This window comes from Cytophagales bacterium, assembly GCA_019456305.1.
Taxonomy (GTDB): domain Bacteria; phylum Bacteroidota; class Bacteroidia; order Cytophagales; family VRUD01; genus VRUD01.
This window is the reverse complement of record VRUD01000009.1, coordinates 1-17597: the sequence shown is the minus strand read 5'-3', so window position 1 is coordinate 17597 and position 17597 is coordinate 1. Positions and strand designations below refer to the sequence as shown.

At 37.3% G+C, this 17597-nt stretch carries 17 protein-coding genes; 12 read left to right on the top strand and 5 right to left on the bottom strand.

Annotation, left to right across the window (positions count from 1 at the left end; translation table 11 throughout):
• Positions 1-3 precede the first annotated feature (3 nt).
• Together FVQ77_03135 and FVQ77_03130 are read left to right on the top strand one after the other, a co-directional pair.
• A complete protein-coding gene (locus FVQ77_03135; protein ID MBW8049336.1) occupies positions 4-498 on the top strand; it encodes an SRPBCC domain-containing protein in 495 nt (164 codons plus the stop codon).
• 90 nt (positions 499-588) lie between these two features.
• Entirely contained in the window at positions 589-1872 is a 1284-nt protein-coding gene (locus FVQ77_03130; GenBank protein MBW8049335.1) for a formimidoylglutamase, read from the top strand.
• A 176-nt stretch (positions 1873-2048) separates the two neighbouring features.
• Here FVQ77_03130 and FVQ77_03125 read toward each other — a convergent pair whose 3' ends face one another.
• Entirely contained in the window at positions 2049-2753 is a 705-nt protein-coding gene (locus FVQ77_03125; GenBank protein ID MBW8049334.1) for a DNA repair ATPase, read from the bottom strand.
• A 253-nt stretch (positions 2754-3006) separates the two neighbouring features.
• On the opposite strand from FVQ77_03125, the gene FVQ77_03120 reads away from it, so the two are divergent.
• The 3 genes from FVQ77_03120 to FVQ77_03110 are packed head-to-tail and all read left to right on the top strand — an operon-like array spanning position 3007 to position 4374.
• Complete coding sequence (locus tag FVQ77_03120) at positions 3007-3210, top strand: type II toxin-antitoxin system HicB family antitoxin (protein MBW8049333.1); 204 nt, start codon at positions 3007-3009, stop codon at positions 3208-3210.
• The gene (locus FVQ77_03115; GenBank protein MBW8049332.1) at positions 3207-3413 is read left to right on the top strand and encodes a type II toxin-antitoxin system HicA family toxin; all 207 of its coding nucleotides are present in this window, start codon (positions 3207-3209) and stop codon (positions 3411-3413) included. The genes FVQ77_03120 and FVQ77_03115 overlap by 4 nt, the downstream gene beginning before the upstream one ends.
• Positions 3414-3459: 46 nt before the next feature.
• Positions 3460-4374 carry a TIGR01777 family protein gene (locus FVQ77_03110; GenBank protein ID MBW8049331.1) on the top strand — a complete coding sequence of 305 codons (915 nt, stop codon included), beginning with the start codon at positions 3460-3462 and terminating at the stop codon, positions 4372-4374.
• Positions 4375-4426: 52 nt separating this feature from the next.
• On the opposite strand, the gene FVQ77_03105 is transcribed toward FVQ77_03110, so the two are convergent.
• Entirely contained in the window at positions 4427-4936 is a 510-nt protein-coding gene (locus FVQ77_03105) for a hypothetical protein (protein ID MBW8049330.1), read from the bottom strand.
• 71 nt (positions 4937-5007) lie between these two features.
• Positions 5008-5664 (bottom strand): hypothetical protein, encoded by a 657-nt coding sequence (locus tag FVQ77_03100; protein MBW8049329.1) that lies wholly within the window; start codon positions 5662-5664, stop codon positions 5008-5010.
• Between the two features lie 82 nt (positions 5665-5746).
• Here FVQ77_03100 and FVQ77_03095 point away from each other — a divergent pair, with 82 nt between their 5' ends.
• From FVQ77_03095 to FVQ77_03065, 7 genes are all read left to right on the top strand, one after another.
• On the top strand, positions 5747-8905 hold the full coding sequence (locus FVQ77_03095; GenBank protein MBW8049328.1) for a hypothetical protein: 3159 nt from the start codon (positions 5747-5749) through the stop codon (positions 8903-8905).
• 98 nt (positions 8906-9003) lie between these two features.
• A complete protein-coding gene (locus FVQ77_03090; protein MBW8049327.1) occupies positions 9004-9264 on the top strand; it encodes a tyrosine-type recombinase/integrase in 261 nt (86 codons plus the stop codon).
• Positions 9265-9630: 366 nt separating this feature from the next.
• Positions 9631-9939, top strand: coding sequence for a helix-turn-helix domain-containing protein (locus tag FVQ77_03085; protein ID MBW8049326.1), 309 nt, complete (start codon positions 9631-9633; stop codon positions 9937-9939).
• On the top strand, positions 9929-11527 hold the full coding sequence (locus FVQ77_03080; GenBank protein ID MBW8049325.1) for an N-6 DNA methylase: 1599 nt from the start codon (positions 9929-9931) through the stop codon (positions 11525-11527). The genes FVQ77_03085 and FVQ77_03080 overlap by 11 nt, the downstream gene beginning before the upstream one ends.
• Positions 11514-12449 (top strand): restriction endonuclease, encoded by a 936-nt coding sequence (locus FVQ77_03075; protein ID MBW8049324.1) that lies wholly within the window; start codon positions 11514-11516, stop codon positions 12447-12449. Before FVQ77_03080 ends, FVQ77_03075 begins: the two co-directional genes overlap by 14 nt.
• A gap of 682 nt (positions 12450-13131) precedes the next feature.
• Positions 13132-13662 carry a DUF3782 domain-containing protein gene (locus tag FVQ77_03070; protein MBW8049323.1) on the top strand — a complete coding sequence of 177 codons (531 nt, stop codon included), beginning with the start codon at positions 13132-13134 and terminating at the stop codon, positions 13660-13662.
• Positions 13638-13964 (top strand): hypothetical protein, encoded by a 327-nt coding sequence (locus FVQ77_03065; GenBank protein MBW8049322.1) that lies wholly within the window; start codon positions 13638-13640, stop codon positions 13962-13964. The genes FVQ77_03070 and FVQ77_03065 overlap by 25 nt, the downstream gene beginning before the upstream one ends.
• A gap of 92 nt (positions 13965-14056) precedes the next feature.
• Here FVQ77_03065 and FVQ77_03060 read toward each other — a convergent pair whose 3' ends face one another.
• Together FVQ77_03060 and FVQ77_03055 are read right to left on the bottom strand one after the other, a co-directional pair.
• The gene (locus tag FVQ77_03060; GenBank protein MBW8049321.1) at positions 14057-14767 is read right to left on the bottom strand and encodes a redoxin domain-containing protein; all 711 of its coding nucleotides are present in this window, start codon (positions 14765-14767) and stop codon (positions 14057-14059) included.
• Positions 14768-14915: 148 nt separating this feature from the next.
• Positions 14916-16859 carry a 1-deoxy-D-xylulose-5-phosphate synthase gene (locus FVQ77_03055; protein ID MBW8049320.1) on the bottom strand — a complete coding sequence of 648 codons (1944 nt, stop codon included), beginning with the start codon at positions 16857-16859 and terminating at the stop codon, positions 14916-14918.
• Positions 16860-17597: the final 738 nt, after the last annotated feature.

The following is a 17597-nucleotide window of genomic DNA, read 5'->3' as shown; positions in this document are numbered from 1 at the left end:
AAGATGAAAAATTTCAACTGGACTACTTTTACAAAGAGAATTGCAGTAAAAGCAAAACTTTCTGACATATATGATTCGTGGGCAAAACCATCCGAAATTGAAAAGTGGTTTTTGAGTAAGGCAAATTATTATGACGAAAATACTAACCCCATTGAAAGAGAAAGTAATATAAAAAAAAATCATACTTATGAATGGTCTTGGTATTTATATGATATAGTAGAAAAAGGGGGAATTACTGAAGCAAATGGAAAGGATTTTTTGCAATTTACATTTGCTGGTAAATGCTTGGTAGATATCAAACTATCGCAACAAAATGAATATGTTGTGGTGGAGTTAACTCAAAAGAATATTCCTACTGATGATGAATCAAAACGTAGTATTCGTTTGGGTTGTGATTCCGGTTGGTCATTTTTTCTTGTGAATTTAAAGTCCGTATATGAAGGTGGTTTGGATCTTAGAAATAAAAATGCTGATTTAAAAGAGATGGTTAATAGTTAAATAAAACCAGCCACTAACAAAACATAAACCGCATTTAAATGCAATTTAGCTAAACCGTTACCTTCCCATCTTGTAATATTTTTTTTATCAATGAATTTAGCAAAATTTTTCACCCCGGTTAATGAAAATGTAATTAAGCCCTGCCAGGGGACAAACAACTGGTATAATAACATAACCGTAAATACTGAGAAAGTTTCTGGTCTCAAATCTGCCCAGGCACGTTGGAAAGACAGTGATATAGCCATTTTGGGTGTTTGCGAAGAAAGGGGCACCATCATCAATAAAGGGACTTCCATGGGGCCGGATGAAATAAGAAGGAAATTATACCATCTCAAGTTAGGCACAGGGGCATATAAAATTACAGACCTGGGAAATCTAAAACCTGCAGAAAATTTAGAAAAAACATACCTGAGATTAAAGGAGGTATGTGAGACCTTGATCAATAATAAGGTTCTGCCAATTATCTTAGGCGGCAGCCATGACCTGGACTACGGGCAGTTTTTAGCATACCAGGGCGCTGAAAAGCTCATAAGCGTGCTTAACGTAGATGCCATGCTTGATATGGAGAAAAGGAAAACGAAGCGATTCACCGATTCACCGATTCACCGATTCACCGATTCGATAAGGAATAGTGGCGTGGAGGATTTAGGGGGGGCTGTAGAAATGTGCAGACATCATACCTACCGGCTGCTCACTTATGAGCCAAAATTTCTGTTCAATTTCAGCCATCTGGCTTATCAAAGTTATCTGACCGACCAGGACTCTATTGCTTCGCTTGAAGCGCTGCATTTTGAGTCTTACAGGGTAGGACAGATAAGAGAAAATATGGAGGAAACAGAGCCTGTGATCAGGAATGCAGATATGATGAGCTTTGACATTACGGCAATTAAGCAGGCCGATGCCCCCGGCAATTTAAACGCCCAACCTTTTGGATTAACCGGAGAAGAAGCCTGCCAGATCTGTTGGTATGCCGGTCTGAATGACAGGCTAACCTCCATTGGATTTTATGAATATAATCCAAATGAAGACCTCAAAAAACAAACCGCTTCCGTTATTGCCACGATGATCTGGTATTTTACAGAAGGTTTTTATAATCGTAGAAATGAGCTTGATTTTGACAGCGAAGACTACAAAAAATATCTTGTTACAATACCCAAGGGGGCGTATGCGGGTAAAGATGATCTTTCCGACATGGTCTTTTATAAAAACAAATTCACAGACAAGTGGTGGCTGGAAGTACCCAATCCATCCGGAAAGAAACCAAGAAATTCTATCGTCCCCTGCAGTTACAACGATTACCAGGTTGCTGCCAACAAAGGAGAATTACCAAAACGTTGGCTGTTGACGCATGCGAGGTTGTTGGTGGTTGAGTGATAGTTCCTTAAACTTTCCTAAACCTCAGAGGTTTAGGAAAGTTGGATTCTAACAATGGCTGTTGATAAATGGGCATCTCTAAAAACTACATATTTTTTAAAACACACCCCTTGCCCCTCTTGATAGAGGGGAATGTATGGTGTAGTTTTTAGAGATGCCCAAATGTGAAGTTGCTGTTAATACACCTTTGCAAGCTTCGCCTTCACTCCCTCCACAGAGCCTTTCATCTTTTCCACGTCCTCCTGCGACTGTACCTGGTCCTTTTTATTTTGTTCTATATCTTTGAGTAGCTGCTCCAGATCATCTGCATTTTTTACAATGGCATTTTCCAGGCGGATTTTTTCCTCTTTGTTTCTTTCAACCGATTTTTGCAGGTCTATTCCTTCCTTAACTTCTTTTTCGTAACTTTTTACCATTTTACCCAGCAGCTTTTCAGCATCTTCTATCTGGATATTTATATCTTCCCGGTATGCCTTTACTCCGAAATCATGCATGATCTTTTCAGCAGCATTGTAGGCGCTTTTATTTTCCGATTTAGTTACGTAAGAATCACCCAGGTCAAGCACCCACCATACCCGCATGCCCTTACCGGTGCTTTTTACACCTGAGATCACACGGATCGGCCTGTTTGAGATACCGGAGATATTCACGCTTTCTACTGTATACATACCTTTAGATGAAGATACCTTGGCGCCATATTTTTTGAGGTGTTTTGACCATAGTTTTTCCACAAACTTCTTATCCAATTCCAATATAGTGGCCAATCCTGTTCTGGGCACTTTGTTTATGATCTCTTCTATTTCTTCTACGGTCACTTGCTGACCAAACGATATATTACAAATTATTAATAGTATCGTAAATACTGATGAAAAGTACTTCATGATTTGATTAAAATTTAGTTAGTTACTTTGCTGCCTGTCGTACCGTACGCAGACCGATGCAAAAATAAAAGGAATCAATTAAATAAAAAAATTAACCGATGCTAATATACTAATTATTCGTATTCGTTCACGCCAATGGTGCATTCTTCCCAGTCCTCGCTTAGAGAAACTTCAAAAAGCAACTGCTTAAAAATTTAGAAGATTATTTACAGATGAGCGGAAAGAAATGAGTAAATTTGCAAAAAATAACAAAATGAAATTGAAAGTAATAATACACGAAGCCGAAGAAGGCGGCTATTGGGCTGAGGTGCCTGCTATCAAAGGATGTGCTACGCAGGGAGAAACATTTCAGGAATTATTGCAAAACATTTACGAAGCGGTGGATGCCTGCCTCTCGGTGGATGTTGCAAAGCCAGGGAAGAAAGAAAAAGCAAATGTTATTGAAATTGTTGTATGAAACAGATTTCAGGTAAAGAGTTTTGCAAAGCACTTGAAAAACAGGGCTGGCAACTATTGAGGATTAAGGGAAGCCATCATGTGTTCGGTAAGACAGGCAGGGAGGATAGAATTTCGGTTCCGGTTCACAAAAACAAGCCACTTAAAATTGGTTTGCTCAGGCATTTTATGAAGGTTGCGGGCTTTGTTGAGAAAGAATTGTAAATGAGTTCAATGTAAGGCGGGCAGGTAAATCTTAAATCGTAAATATATGAATCCCACTGTCCTAATCACCGGAGGCACCGGCCTGGTCGGCACAAGGTTGACTGAGCTATTGCTTGAAAAAGGTTATGAAGTATGCTATTTGAGCAGGCACAAGCCGGATAATCCGAAGGTCCCCACATACCTGTGGCGTGTTGAGGATCAATATATAGAAAATGATGCATTATCAAACACAGACCATATCATTCATCTTGCAGGCGAAAGTATTGCAGAGAGTAGATGGAATAGAAAAAGAAAGAAAGAAATATATGACAGCCGGATTTTGAGTTCAAAATTATTATACGAAAAGCTAAAAACAATTTCAAATAAGGTTAAAGCTGTAATTTCTGCGTCTGCAATAGGGTATTATGGTGATACGGGTGATCAGCTTATCACGGAAGAAGCTCCCGTTACCAATGATTTTCTTGGGAATTTGTGCAGAGATTGGGAAAATGCGATTCATCAGGTTGAAGGATTAAATATAAGGGTCGTTGTTTTGAGAATTGCCGGAATGGCATTGACACGAAAGGGAGGAGGATTGCCTAAGATGGCTCAACCAATTAAATATTTTATAGGCGCACCGCTCGGCTCTGGCAGGCAATACCTGTCGTGGATACATTTGGATGATCTATGTAAAATGTTCATTTGGGCATTAGAAAATGACGAAATAAAAGGAATTTATAATGCAGTTGCGCCTGAGCCAGTCACCAATGCTCAATTAACCAAAGCAATAGCTAAGAAGCTGCACAGGCCTTTGTTGCTGCCCAATATACCAAAATTCGTTTTAAAAATTATTCTTGGTGAAATGGGTGAGGTTTTGGTCGGAGGCTCAAAAATTTCTTCGGCAAAAATCCAGAAAAAAGGATTTCAATTTCAATATGCAGTGTTAGATGATGCGTTGGATAATATTATGGAAGATGGATAATGGAAAATGGAAGATGGATATTAATTCTTGATTTTGAAACCATTTTCCATATTTAAAAATCACTCTTATCATACCATGAAGCCATTTTCCAAAAATCTTCTTTAGATTTTCTTGTTAAGATGAGACCAGCGCTGCCCGTTCCTCTGAAAACATTTTGATCATCCTGAAAAATGAACAAATTGAATGCCCTTTCAACACTTGCCAGGGTATCAGAGATCGAAGTATCTGCAATGATGTAGTAATTCCATTGCAGGCTGGTAGATTTTACCTGTCTGAACATATTGTAAGTATAGCGCATTTCAACATCTCTGCCCCATTTGATCTCTGTATTGTTTATAAAGTCAATATAGGTAAAAATAAAATCCGGGGCAACAAGCCGACCATAAAGTGTAGAATCCTGTAATTCGTATGCATTTTTAAAACACTCAAAAAAGCCATCAAAAGTTCTTCTGTCACACTGATCAATAATTACATCATCCAATCCGGGAGCAAATGGGTTGCAAGAGGAGAGCGGTATGAAAACAAACAGGATAAATTTTTTTATGTATCTGACTATGCGCATCACTAATCATTAAATCTTTTTTTGCGAATGACGTATTTTTTAATCAACTTATGATCCCAAATAACCCGGAGCTAATTAATAAAATTTGCTTTTAAATCTGTCCAGCTTGGAATTATATCATTAACCTTATTATCCTGCCATGAATATATATAGAATTCATTATTATCATTTCTAACCAAAATGAATCTCAAATTGCCTTTATTAGTAGATAAAGTATCCGTTTGATATAAAGTAAGTTCATAATCGGCAGTATATTCCACGGAATCTATCGTAAAATCAACGGTATTTAATATCTTTGTGTTTGTAAATACTAAACTATTTAAAGATGTTGAAATAATATTGTTACTGAGATTAATGAAATATGCACTTTCATCAGCAAATGCCCAATTTGTAAATATTCCATCAGATCCACCCGCAACAGTTGGTTCAGGCACAAAAACGAATCTTTCAGGATTAAAACATCGCTCGTAATTAGATGTATTGGGCTGTGTAACAGCCGAACTAAGGTTTTCTACCAGAATACCAACTTCGGTTGGGCTAATCCATCCTGATTGGCTAGACTGAGTATTAGAGGGCTCTGGTTCCCGCACTTTAAAACAGGAAGAGAGTAATACTACAATTGAATATAATGCGAATAGCCCCGCCAACTGGCGGGGCACTATGCGCCCCGGGTACTCAGGACGCGCTGCGTTATGCGCCCCGCGCTTATATTTCCATATCTTATTCATTTGTTAATTGTTTACGTAATAAAAATGCAATTTAGTAAGAAAAATGTAGAAATTAATAATTTTGTAAAAAAATTTGCGGTTAGTGAAAAAGATTATTATTACACTCATATTGGTATTACTTACCTGTATTGCCGGGTATTTTCTATACGACAGATGGTATTTGCCCAGCCACACAGAGGTATGGACACTTATTCCTGACGATGCAGTTATTATTATTGAATCTTCGGATTTATCAAAAGAATGGAAAGACTTTAATAAAAATCCCATCTGGATAGATTTAGAAAGAACTCCTTTTTTGCAGAAAATATCCGCTGCACTCAGCGTTTTTGACAGATTAATGACTAACTATCCTGCATTTTCTCCAGTCCCACCTAAAACTGTTGAAACGGGGAAAGGATCCCGAGTACTCGGGGGAGAAACGCAAAATAATTTAGTTGATCTCTTCGGAAACAAGCGCCTAACTATCTCTCTGCACATTAACGGCAAAAACGGCCTTTCTGAAGAAGGCCACCTTGATTTTGATTACCTGCTTTTTTTGCCAATAAAAAGATCAAGTGATAAAAAGATGGTTAAATATCTGCTGAAACAATTCAAAACTGATCTGAAATTTAAGCTAAAGGCCAGGAATTTTAAGGGATTCAGGATAACTGAAATTACCGGCCTTCCTGCCCGCCTGTCTGGCGGACAGGCCAGAGAAGTGGCAAAAGGATGGCAGGCAGGCGCTGAAGATAGATTCAGATTAGCTTATATCATATACAGAAACTATTTTATCGCTGCTGATACTCCTTTTTTAATTGAAGATGCCATTCGTAAGATCAACAGCTCCCATAGCCCCCTTCCAAGCTTCCTTGAATCGGAGAAACGGGGAATCGGAGAAACGGAGAAACGCGGAAGACAAGTCACCGATTCACCGATTCACCCATTCACCATTTCGGGAAGGAATGGGGGAATGGGGGATTTAGGAGGGGGCATTCGTGTTTACGTGAACTGCAAAAAACTCCCATTATTACTGTCAGCGCTTCTACCTGCCCGCCCGCAAAGCAGCTTCTCAGGGCAGGCAGGTGGAAGCGTAAATTTAGAACCATCACCTGGTTCATATCTTACTCATTTAGTGAGCGGGAAATTCGCTATTGCTTCAGTTTTGGACCTTTCTACCAGTGAAAATAAATTGCTGCTCAATGGATTCACTTCCGGACACTATTTATCAGTGTTTATAGATCAATCACCCCAGGCGTTTTCATTAAAAAAAATTGTTCCAAACAATACGGCAGTTTTATTGCATTATGGCTTTGATGACGGAATAAAATTAAAGCAGTCATTAGCAGATTACCGGGGAAAGGAGTATGTTGAGGAAACAACTCATTTGCTGAAAGAATATGGGTTTGATGTAAGCAGTATTTTTAACCGGCTCGATAATGAGATTGGATTGTGTCTGCTCCAACCAATGAAGGGAATAGAGGGGAAAAAAGCCCCGGGTACCCGTGGTGTTATAGATAAACTTCTTTTTCTTAAGGTAAAAAAAATCAATGAAGTAATTGACGAATTAATAATGCTTGCTAATGCAACCCGGTTGAAGGGAACAAGGGAGATAAAGGGAAAAACAGATAACGATTCATATCGGGGTATAAATATCAGGTTGTTGAATATCAAAGAATTTCCGTATAAGATTTTTGGAAATCCTTTCATTGGCTTTGAAAGATGTTTTTTTGCACCTGTTCACGATTATATAGTATTGGCCAACAGCCAACAAGCAATTGAAACGCTTATCAAAAATATTGAAGAAGAAAACACCTGGGGTAAGAATATTCAACAAAATTTATTTCTTGATGAGAGCATCTCTGAAGCTAACCTGACATTGATTATTAACATCCCAAAAATAAATAGCGGACCAGGGAAAAAGGATGAAGCAAAGTGGACGGGGTTTGACCTCATGGCGTTACAGTTTGCGAATATAGAACCACCCACCTCTATAATATCCGAACAGGAAAGCGTCATTTCCGAAACCCGGGACTATAAATTTTATACCAGCCTTGTTTTAAAATATCAAAAAGGTGAAAGTCATGGCAAGGCTAAGGATCCCTTTACCCCGAGTTACCCGGGGACAAATGTCGTTGTGAAAACCAATGTTGAATTAGACTTCCCTGCCATGACAAAACCTTATATAGTGAAAAATCACTACGATAATAGCCTGGAAATTTTTGTACAGGATTCTCATAACCAGATTTATTTGTTATCAAAAAGTGGGAAAATTTTGTGGAAAAAATCGTTAAGAGAGCCAATTGTAAGTGATGTTTTCCAGGTAGACCTGTATAAGAATGCCAAGCTGCAATATCTCTTTGCAACGCCAGATAAGATTTATGCTTTTGACAGAAAAGGGAGTATGGTTAAACATTACCCTATCAATCTCCCTGTTACAAAGAATGAGAAAATACAAACATTATCAGTGATCGATTACGATAACAACAAAAATTACAGGTTCCTGGTTTCTGACGATAATGGGAATATTTATATGTATAACAAAGAAGGTAAGAACCTGGAAGGATGGAACCCTAAAAAATTATGTATGGCTCACAACTCAAGCTGTAAGTTGTCATCCCCGGTTACCCACATAAAAGTGGCAGACAAGGATTGCATCATTGCTGTACATGAAAATGGTATTGTGAATATTATGAACAGAAGGGGAGAGATGCGCAATGGATTCCCGCTTGATCTGAAAGACCACACGATAAGCCCCTTATATATTAAAAAAGGGTTAGACTTTTCAAATACTTATTTTACAACGGTTACCACCCATGGCTCGCTTGTTAAATTTAATCTCGCAGGAAAGGTCATTTCAAGTAAGCAGCTCACAAGGGAAATTAAGGAAATAAGACAGGAAAAACAAACGACTTTTGGATTGTGTATCGATGTTTTACAAAAAGATTGGATTATTGTGATGCAACAGGGTAATAAATTAGCGCTTTTTGATAAGAAGCTTGATCTGATATTTGAAAAATTGTATTCTCACCAATCCTCTATCTCAAACTTTGCAGTTCAATATTATAATTTTGCCACAGAGATTTATGCAATCCATGATAAGGTTGAAAGAAAAACCTATCTATATGATCTTTCAGGAAATAATATCATTGAAAAGCCTTTTGATAGTACTGATTTGATCGCGCTTATGTATTACCGTTCTTCCAAATCATATAATTTATTTAAAGTGGAGGGTAAGAATATCAAACAGCTTACTTTTAAATAAATTTTGTATAAATAAAGATTGATTTTGATTATGACCGCTATCTGCTAGCAATAGTAAAGCGGGTAGATGGGGTTCGTTGGAGCCAGACCCCGTAACGTATTAGTGCGTGCAGTGAAAGAAGCCGGTGTCAGAAAGCACGTAACACACCGCATACCCTGAGACACAGTTACGCCACGCACATGTTGGAAGATGGAGTTGATCTGAGATACATACAGGTATTATTAGGCCACGCCAAACCGGAGACGACTCAAATATATACACATGTAACAAAAAAAGAGTTAATAAAGATCAAAAGCCCGTTTGATACTTTAGTGGAAGAGGGCGAGCATGGTTTACTTAAATTTCCGGATAAGCCATAAAAAACATTGGCATAGCCCAGAGATTTTGACTAATAATGGTATATTTGTCACGCATATAACGAGTTACCTACAATAGCCCGCCTAAAAACCGAATAGTATAAAACGAGTGACTTTTTAGTATTTCGACACGTAATCACGGACAGAAACGACAATGGTTCTTTGACAATTGCCTGGACTGAAGAGAAAAATTAAAAAAGCCCGCCCTCGGAGATTTTTATTTGATTTTCTATCTCCGCACAGCAAGCACATTCATAAAGACTTTGTTGATAGTTAATAATTATGTGGAAAACTTTTCTTTAAATTTTGTAATATTTCCGAAGCATTTATTTACTTTTGGACAAAATTTGTCAGGTCAAATATTTTCAAATGAAAAGTATAGGAGAAATATTAAGAAATCTAAGAGAAAAAAGAGGATTATTACTTAGGCAAGTAGCAGCAGAAGTAGAAATTGACCCTGCTTTACTCAGTAAGATTGAGCGAGGAGAAAGAATACCGACAAAAAATCAGGTAATACGATTCGCTGAGTTTTTTAAAGCTGATGAAAATACATTTCTTGTTGCCTTTTTAAGCGATAAACTGGTTTATGAGGTACAAGATGAAGAATTGGCTTTAAAAGCAATGAAAGTTGCAGAAAAGAAAATCAATTATTTTACGAAAAATCGGAATGCTAAATAACAAAACCATACAACCTTTTACAGATGAATTGCCCAGCCATTATGCTGACAAATTGGGGATTGATTATGCTTGTTCAGTTACCCAGGAACATAAAAAGGAAAAAGGGCAATTCTTTACTCCAATTGAAATTGCTTCTTTAATGGCTTCTTTTTCAGAATGTAATGATGAATCTATTCGCATCCTTGACCCAGGTTGTGGAACAGCAATATTAACATGTGCACTAATTGAGTATCTTGCTGAGAACAACAAAAATCTACGTATTATTGAAATTATTGTATATGAAACAGACAGTGTTCTTGTACCCTATGCCGAAAAGTCTTTGGAATACTTACAGAACTGGATTGAGAAAAAAGGTATCATTTTACAATATCTCTTGCATATAAAGGATTATGTTTTAGCCAATGCTGACTGTTTAAACGAAAATGCTGACTTATTCTCAAAAAAAGTTGAACCATTTGATATTATCATCTCAAATCCACCATACTTTAAACTTTCAATAGAAGACAAAAGAACAAAAGCTGCTAAAGTTGTTGTAAACGGCCATCCGAATATTTATGCAATGTTTATGGCTATATCAGGCAGACTCCTAAAAGAAAACGGAGAATTAATTTTTATCACTCCACGTAGTTATGCTTCAGGCAATTACTTTAAAACATTTCGTGAATTTTTCTTTAATCTAATAGATCTGGAAAAGGTACATTTATTTGCTTCACGTAAAGACACATTTAACAGGGATAAGGTTTTACAAGAAACTGTAATTATTAAAGGAACGAGAAGGAAAAACACAGATAAGAATAACGGCCAAGTGGTAGTATCTTCTTCTAACGGATTAAAGGATATAACCATACCCCAAACAAAATCTTTTCTTCAAAAAGAACTTATTGACATAGCTACCAATGGGAAATTTTTATACTTGCCTACAAACGATTTTGAAGAATCCATTTTACACATTTTCAAAGACTGGGAAGGTAACTTGATCAAATACAATATACAGATTTCAACTGGGCCAGTTGTGGCATTCAGAGCCAGAAATTATATTCAGGATAATTATAAAAATGACAGTATATCATTAGCGCCACTATTTTGGCTGCATAATGTAAAACAAATGATTCTTGAATGGCCTATTCCTAAGCCGAATAAAGGACAATATGTTTTGATTCAGGATGAAACAAACCCAATCCTAATACCTAATAAAAACTATATTCTTCTAAGACGCTTTAGTAGCAAAGATGATAAAAACAGACTAATCGCGGCACCTTATTTTTGTAATTACCTTAAAGCTGATTTTATTGGAGTAGAGAATAAAGTAAATTACATCTATCGTCCAAACGGCCATTTGGAGAGGAATGAAGTGGTCGGTTTATGTGCATTACTTAATAGTCAATTATTTGATACTTATTTCAGAATTTTCAATGGTAATGTAAATGTAAGCGCAACAGAACTTCGGGAAATGACTTTACCCCCTTTAGAAACCATTAAGGAAATAGGTAATATTATCATTCTATCCAATGATTTTTCCATTGAACATGTTAACAAAATAGTAAGCGAATCCCTTGAAATAACAACAGCAACCTATGAACAAGATTGAAGAAGCAAAGGAAATATTAAAAGAATTAGGCCTCCCTCCTCCTCAGCAAAATGAAATATCGGCATTAACGCTTTTAGCTCTATGCAACCTAAGAAAAAATGATATTTGGAGTAATGCTAATAGAAAAAGTTTAGGCATTTCAAAAGGAATAATGTCGTTTATAAAACAACATTACGGGAAAAATTATGCTCCAAACACAAGAGAGACTTTCAGAAGGCAAGTTTTACATCAGTTTGTTCAGGCAAGGATCGTTGATTATAACCCAGACAATCCGAATTTGCCTGTAAACAGTCCAAGGGCTCATTATGCTATATCAGAAGCTGCCCTTAATACTATTCATTACTTCAAAACACGAAAATGGGAAAAAGCTGTTAAACTTTTCATATCACAAGTAGGAGCACTTACAGAGGCATACGTCAGAAAAAGAGAAGCCTTTCTAATCCCTGTAAAACTTAGCAACGGAAGGGTTTTAAAACTTTCCCCTGGAAAACACAATGAAGTTCAAGCTGCTATTGTAGAACAATTTGCTCCTCGATTTGCAAAAGGTGGAATCCTTATATATTTAGGTGATACAGCAAAGAAAGATTTATATGTTAACGAAGAAGCTTTCAAAGGATTAGGCATTCCCATCGACAAACATAGCAAATTACCAGACGTTGTAATTTATGAACCTAAAAAAAAGTGGCTGTTTCTTATCGAAGCAGTGACTTCACATGGGCCAGTATCTCCCAAGCGATTACTTGAGTTGGAAGAATTTTTGAAAAATTGCATGGCTGACAAAATTTACGTAACGGCTTTCCCCGACTTTACTGAATTTAAAAAACGTTCTCCCAATATTGCTTGGGAAACAGAAGTATGGATTGTTGATGCTCCTGACCATATGATTCATTTTAATGGCGATAAATTTATGGGGCCAAGATAAAGTGAGTAGTTAGGTTTTTTTCTTATATTAAGACGATGGACTGTGTGACACGTTCCTCAACTCCTTGTCCATTTTAATTCAGCCGCCCATTTGGTGTGCGGTGCAATCTCGTATACATATTCCTTTTTGCTTTCATCCTCGTACCTGCGGTGGCAAAGAGCAAAATCCCTCCGCACGGTTTTCCGGTAAACAGAAACAGTAGTAGAAAATCAAATAAAAATCGCTCCTCCTTTTTTTAAATTTTAAGAACAAAACAGAAAGAAATTATACGTTCCGAGAAACGGCAGGAATAGGCGGGCTACAGTAGGTAACACCAGCTAAATTCAATGCGGGTGAAGTGGCAGTTTGAAAGGTCTGTGCTTTCTACTATCTTTGTTCTCGTAGGACAGTACGATGCTATTAATCCCGCACTGTATTTAGCCCTGTCCGTTGGGCAATATTAAAAAACAATAGTGGTAAGGCATTGTTAATTTATAATAGCTAATTGATTGTTCCATTTATTCATTAATAGTTTTACTGAAATGATTAACATATAAAGTGCTTTTGTATAACATTTTGATTCTCTTCTAAGCCTTGCTAAGAAATTGAGAGCGGCTTTTTTTATTGCTAAATACAGGTATAAACTTTTTACTATAAATTTGCAGAAATTGAAAACAAAAACGTATTTTTGCGTTACAATACTATGCAATACACTAAACATCAAATATTAGATATAGTTAATAAACAGTTGCTTTTTTGGATAAAAAAAGATGAAACTGTGAAGAATGCCATATTTGAGCTCGTCAACCATAAATATCCTGCCAGAACAGAAACAGAAAAAAGCATAAAAGAGATATTACAGGAACTGGCAAAAGGTCGGGAAGAACTGGCAAAAGACCGGGAAGAACAGGCAAAAGACCGGAAAGAACAGGCAAAAAACCGGGAAGAACAGGCAAAAAACCGGGCAAAAGACCGGGAAGAACAAACAAAGAAATGGGAGGCGCAGGAAAAGAAATGGGCAGAATGGAATAAAAAATGGGAAGTAGAAAGAGAAGAAAATAACAAAAAATACGCGGAGAATCAAAAGATTATCAATGAAATATTGCAAGACATCCGTGAACTGAACCGGAAATATACGGTTAATATTGGAGCCATAGGAGATCGGTGGGGACGTCACTCTGAATTTTCGTTCCGTGAAGGACTCAGGGAATACTTGAGAAGTCATTCGGGGTAAAAGTTATCAACTACGAAAAGATTGATAAAAAAGGCGAAGTTTATCGCTCACCCACATCTGTTGAGATTGACGTGATAATTCACGATGGACAGGTTATCCTGTGTGAAATTAGCGCATCGTTCAGCCGCGATGATGTGGAAGGATTTGCAAGGAAAATAAAATTTTATGAAAAACATGAAAAGAAGAAAGTATCCCGCGCAATTATAATTTCACCAATGATAGGTTCCAAAGCTATTGACCAAGCCAAAGTTTACAGCATTGAAACATACACTTATCCGGATAAGAGTGTTTTGAAAATCTGAAATCAACAATGCAATACGTGAGATTTTAGAAATTGCTTAAATTACGACTGTTGGCAGAGTAAATAATCAAAAAGGTGAAAATCAGCAACTGCCTACTGCTTACTGCCTGCTTCTTTAGTGAACTTCTCAGATTTATCCCCAAAATTCAAAGTATATTCCCCCGCTTTCAGGTCACTCACATCAATAGCTTCCCCCTCGCCTTTCTTTACTGTTTTACCTTCAACATTCTTTATTTTATACTTTACAGACAACGAGATAAATATTGTATCAGAAACGGTTGTAGGATAAAAGGATATTTCATTCATCAAAAGTCTTCTTACCTCATCTTCAATCTTTATCGGATCCAGGTCTGAAGCGGTAATTTTCCCCTCTCTATCTAATATATAGGATGTCGGGATGCCGTCCAGCTCATAAAGGTCGGAAACTTTTGATTTCCACCCTTTCAATTCACTCACATGATTTTTCCATACAAGCTTGTCAACTTCTATAGCTTTCAGCCACGGTTCCTTTTTTGTATCAAGCGAAACACTGAAAATCTCAAAACCTTTTGAGTGGAATTGATGATACACATATACCAGTTCAGGATTTGCTGCCCTGCAAGGCTTACACCATGAAGCCCAGAAATCTATCAATACGATCTTTCCTTTTAATGAAGATAGCTTCAAGGTATCTCCATCAGGGTTTTGCATTGCAATTTCAGGAGCTAAGGAGCCAACTGATAATTTTGCCGCTCTGTTTTCCAGATCAACCTGATCAGAAAAAATGAGAAAGAGCAGAGGTAATAATAAAATTTTTAAATACATAGTAGTTTATGTTTACTGGATGTTAGTTACTAGTGTAGCAACAATTTAATTACGCAATATTGTAATCATAAAATATATTATTTCATTTGTTGATTAATAACGAAAGAATCTATTTATTACAAATTAATGTTGCAAAACTAAATTGTTGCTACACTAGTTGTCTATTTCTACTTCCGCTACCAACCTCAACACCTATTATTGCCCTTATTGTATCTGCAATCGCTTCAGAATCAAACCCGCATTCTCTGTAAAGCTCGATCTGCTCTCCATGTTCTACTACTTTATCGGGAATTCCAAGCCGTTTAACTTCTGCTTTATAACGCTTATCAGCCATAAATTCAATTACAGCACTGCCAAATCCACCCATTAAACAACCGTCTTCAATGGTAATTATTTTGTCAAATTTATTAAATATTTTGTGGAGCAGATCTTCATCAAGCGGCTTAACAAATCGCATGTCAAAATGAGCGGGATAAATGCTATCTTTTTCAAGCATCTTACAAGCCTGGGCTACATAATTACCTACATGGCCAATGGATAAAATAGCTATATCCTCACCTTCTGTAATAATTCTTCCCGTACCGGTTTCAATTTTTTTCATTTCCCTTCTCCAGTCAGGCATCACGCCCTGACCCCTTGGATACCTAATGGTGAATGGACCTGTAGTTTCTTCTAATTGCGCAGTATACATCAGGTTCCGCAATTCTGATTCATTCATAGGTGCAGAAACGGTCATATTCGGCAGGCAGCGCATATAGGCCAGGTCATAGGCGCCATGATGTGTAGGCCCGTCAGCACCTGCAAAGCCGGCCCTGTCAAGGCAAAATATCACGTGCAAATTTTGCAGACAAACATCATGGATCACCTGATCATAAGCACGCTGCATAAAAGTTGAATAAATATTGCAGAAAGGAATGAGGCTCTGGGTAGCCATGCCTGCAGAAAATGTAACGGCATGCTGTTCAGCTATGCCCACATCAAAAGCGCGGTCAGGCATCTCTTTCATCATAATATTGAGCGATGAACCGGATGGCATGGCAGGGGTGACCCCTACAATTTTATCATTCTTCTTAGCCAGTTCTACAATCGTATGACCAAATACATCCTGGTACTTAGGCGCCTGGGGTGTGTCATGAACTTTTTTAAAGATCTCACCTGTAATTTTGTCGAACTTACCGGTTGCATGCCATTTGGTCTGGTCTTTTTCTGCGGGAGCGAAGCCTTTTCCTTTTACCGTTATGCAATGAAGTATTTTTGGACCTGCAATATTTTTCAAGTCATTCAAAACATCTACCAGATGGTTGACATCATGTCCGTCAATTGGTCCAAAATATCTTAAATTCAATGACTCAAAAAGATTGCTTTGAGCTAATATTGAGGCTTTGATCGCATTTTCAATTTTTGAAGCGATTTCTTGCGCATTTGGCCCGAATTTGCTTATCTTACCCAGAATGTTCCAGACTTCATCCCGTACTTTATTATAGGTCTTTGAAGTAGTAATATCTACTAAATAATCTTTTAATGCACCCACATTTGGGTCGATCGACATACAATTATCATTGAGTATGATAAGCAAATTGGTGTTGGTAACTCCGGCATTATTCATCGCTTCGAACGCAAGCCCGGCTGTCATGGCTCCGTCACCAATAACAGCTATATGCTGGCGTTTTTCATCCTTTTTGTATTTTGATGCTACTGCCATCCCCAAAGTGGCAGAAATTGAAGTGGACGCATGGCCTGCGCCAAATGCATCATACTTACTTTCTTTTCTTTTAGCAAATCCTGAAATGCCCTTATATATGCGGTTGGTGTGAAATACGTCTCTTCTTCCGGTCAATATCTTATGTCCATAAGCCTGATGGCCTACATCCCAAACTATGAGATCATCTGGTGTATTAAATACATAATGGAGTGCAGTCGTAAGTTCTACCACACCGAGGCTTGCACCAAAATGTCCGCCATACATTGACACATTGTCAATGATAAACTGCCTTAATTCTTTGCAAACCTGATAAAGTTGCGACTTATCAAGCTTTTTAAGATCTTCCGGATCGTTGATTTTTTTCAATAACTTTCCTACCCTGATCATTATAATCTGATTATACTTTCCCACTACGAAGTTTCCACGCCTGCGTACCAAAACTTTTTCCAGCCTTAACTATGGCGTACAGGCACGAGTACGCGGGAGGACTCCGCATGAGTTTACCCTGAGGAAATTTGTTCGTTATTCCACAGGAAATAGGTTAAAAATAAAGATTATCCCGTCCCGGGTATCCGGGACGGGATATAATCTGATTATTGTGCTTTGCCTATACGGTACATACCGGTACCGCATGATGGACATACCCCTTTAGTAGCCGGTTTTCCATTTTTCATGGTAACCTGCTGAGGATTGTTCATGGTTTTTTTGGCTTTGCACTTTACACAATATGCTTCTACGCTCATGATTAATTAGGTTTGCGTCCCGATTTTCTTTGTAGAGACGTTGCATGCAACGTCTCTACAAAGAAAATCGGGACAGGTTAAAAATGAAATAAAACTAATAAAAAAATTACTATTGTTTGATTAAAAATGTAAACGTATAAAATTCCGTATTAAAAATCCTAACTTTTAATAGTAATAATTGCTGCAAATATATATTTTTTTTCACTGTTGTCCGATAAAAACAATTAATATTTAGGATTAAACATAACTATCTTTGCAAAAAAAATAAGGCAAGAGCCTAAACCCATCAAGTTATCAACTCTTGCCTAAAAAAAAACTATCATGGACAAAAGTACAACAAAAAATTTAATCGGACAGCCAATTTTTTCACAAATTTTAAAATTGA

What these genes read in the sequence shown, in the direction of transcription:
- FVQ77_03135 (MBW8049336.1), top strand. Translation starts at nt 4, where the DNA reads ATGAAAAATTTCAACTGGACTACTTTTACAAAGAGAATTGCAGTAAAA.
- FVQ77_03130 (MBW8049335.1), top strand. Translation starts at nt 589, where the DNA reads ATGAATTTAGCAAAATTTTTCACCCCGGTTAATGAAAATGTAATTAAG.
- FVQ77_03125 (MBW8049334.1), bottom strand. Translation starts at nt 2,753, where the DNA reads ATGAAGTACTTTTCATCAGTATTTACGATACTATTAATAATTTGTAAT.
- FVQ77_03120 (MBW8049333.1), top strand. Translation starts at nt 3,007, where the DNA reads ATGAAATTGAAAGTAATAATACACGAAGCCGAAGAAGGCGGCTATTGG.
- FVQ77_03115 (MBW8049332.1), top strand. Translation starts at nt 3,207, where the DNA reads ATGAAACAGATTTCAGGTAAAGAGTTTTGCAAAGCACTTGAAAAACAG.
- FVQ77_03110 (MBW8049331.1), top strand. Translation starts at nt 3,460, where the DNA reads ATGAATCCCACTGTCCTAATCACCGGAGGCACCGGCCTGGTCGGCACA.
- FVQ77_03105 (MBW8049330.1), bottom strand. Translation starts at nt 4,936, where the DNA reads ATGCGCATAGTCAGATACATAAAAAAATTTATCCTGTTTGTTTTCATA.
- FVQ77_03100 (MBW8049329.1), bottom strand. Translation starts at nt 5,664, where the DNA reads ATGAATAAGATATGGAAATATAAGCGCGGGGCGCATAACGCAGCGCGT.
- FVQ77_03085 (MBW8049326.1), top strand. Translation starts at nt 9,631, where the DNA reads ATGAAAAGTATAGGAGAAATATTAAGAAATCTAAGAGAAAAAAGAGGA.
- FVQ77_03080 (MBW8049325.1), top strand. Translation starts at nt 9,929, where the DNA reads ATGCTAAATAACAAAACCATACAACCTTTTACAGATGAATTGCCCAGC.
- FVQ77_03075 (MBW8049324.1), top strand. Translation starts at nt 11,514, where the DNA reads ATGAACAAGATTGAAGAAGCAAAGGAAATATTAAAAGAATTAGGCCTC.
- FVQ77_03070 (MBW8049323.1), top strand. Translation starts at nt 13,132, where the DNA reads ATGCAATACACTAAACATCAAATATTAGATATAGTTAATAAACAGTTG.
- FVQ77_03060 (MBW8049321.1), bottom strand. Translation starts at nt 14,767, where the DNA reads ATGTATTTAAAAATTTTATTATTACCTCTGCTCTTTCTCATTTTTTCT.